The sequence below is a fragment of the Aquidulcibacter sp. genome (genome assembly GCF_049239865.1).
GTDB lineage: Bacteria > Pseudomonadota > Alphaproteobacteria > Caulobacterales > Aquidulcibacteraceae > Aquidulcibacter.
Map to the genome: position 1 here is coordinate 1 of NZ_JBMLTR010000184.1, position 1,702 is coordinate 1,702.

Below are 1,702 nucleotides of genomic sequence, written 5' to 3' on the forward strand. Positions count from 1 at the left end.
CCAGCACTTTCAGGAAATGCATGTTGATGGTGGCGTTGCCGTGCCCTTCTTTGTCGTGCCTGCGAACATGTCTTTGGGCGACGAGATAATTCGTCGCCTTAAAGGCGCTAATCTCTACGTTATTCTCAACAGTCAGATTGAGATTGGGCCGGCAAACAGCGTGCTCAAGACCACATCCATTATTCCCCGCAGTTTTGAAATCGATCAGGTCTATCGCGCCCGACAGAATGTCGCGCTGACAGCCTATTTCGCGACGAGCAACGAGATGGCCTTTCGCATGACTTGGATCCCATCAAGCTTTCCCTACCAAGGCTCTCTCGTCATGGACCAACCAAGCATGAAGTCACTGTTTAACGCAGGGCTGGATCTCGCCGAAAGTGGTCAAGCTTGGAAAAGCGCTGGCGATGTGGCGGCGGAACTGGGCGAACAGAAAGTTGCCGCCAAGCCTTGAGCCGGAAGGTAAACAAGCGGTGCCGGGTAAATTTGGGGGAGTCTGCTTTGCGCCGATATTGTTGAAAAACTCGAAGTTTAGGCGAGATTGGGTGCTTGGGCAGCGCAGTTGGTTTGCGATTGCTGGTCGATTTTCGCTTAAAGGTCGGTGGAGTGCCTCTTTTGAGGTAGATTAGGCGGCAAAGGCTGGTCGTTTATGTGGATTTGGTCGCAGTTTGGCTAGTTTTCGCAGGTTTTGGGCTGTAGCTGCGAGTAGGAACTCGTCTCGGGCTCCGTTTGGGCCTCGTAATCTTAGCCTGCCCATTTTGAGAATACGCTTTAGGTGAGCGAAGAGCATCTCGACTTTCTTGCGGCGATCACGTGATCTGGCATAGGCGGGCGTGGTTGCGATGAGGCGGGCGACATCGCGGGAGTCTTCGTTGAGGTCGCGGGGGATTTTTCGAACTGTGGCTTTGGGACAGCATTGTTCTTTGAGCGGGCAGACACGGCAGTCCTTTGTGCTCGCTCGATATAGCCTTTGGCCGGCTTTGGTGATGCCCGATCGTGGCGTTTGGTAAGTGCGATGGAACTGCACCAACTCTTTGCCAGCGGGACAGGTATAGCGGTCTCTTTCGGCCTCCCAAGTAAAGTCAGATCGCGAGAATGTTCCGTCTGTTCGTATAGACTGGTCAAAGACAGGAATATGGGGTGCGATATCGCGCTCTTTCACCAACCAAGCTAGGTTATGAGCTGAGCCATAAGCGCTATCGGCTGCCAGATAACTGGGCTTTAGACCAAATCGAGCTTCGGTACGATCAATCATCGTGCGCGATGCGCCAACTTCAGCCTGGCGAATTGCGCGTGTAGCTTCAACATCGACAATGACGCCGTGATCGGTATCGATCAAATAGTTAGTCGCATAAGCAAAGAAGGCATGACCTTTATGCGCACCAGTCCATTGTGCAGCAGGATCGGACTTTGCGACAAACTTTGGTGGAACCGGTGAGGCTGCACCAAAGGCCTCGTGATCAAGGACAGCCAGATACTCTTGGACCGCGCGTCCCGCCATATCCATGTCTTGCTCAGATCGCCATTGTTCACCCGACATGGAGCGCTGCTTGTTCGCGTCGGCCGCGATTAGACTTGCGTCAACCGCAAAGCCTTCACCACCAACAAGTCCTTCTGACAGGCAACGTGCAACCACCGTCTCAAAGAGGTGGCGCAAGACATCACTCTCGCGAAACCGACCATGGCGGTTCTTGGAGAAACTCGA

The 1,702-nt window shown here is 53.5% G+C and carries 1 protein-coding gene and 1 pseudogene; one reads left to right on the forward strand and one right to left on the reverse strand.

What is annotated here, in order from left to right; genetic code table 11:
• Nucleotides 1-451, forward strand: a pseudogene (locus ACOVRA_RS13235) (hypothetical protein); the annotation flags it as partial.
• Between the two features lie 171 nt (nucleotides 452-622).
• On the opposite strand, the gene ACOVRA_RS13240 reads toward ACOVRA_RS13235, so the two are convergent.
• Nucleotides 623-1,702: transposase (locus ACOVRA_RS13240; protein ID WP_421720714.1), on the reverse strand; the 1,080-nt coding region annotated here is incomplete at its 5' end.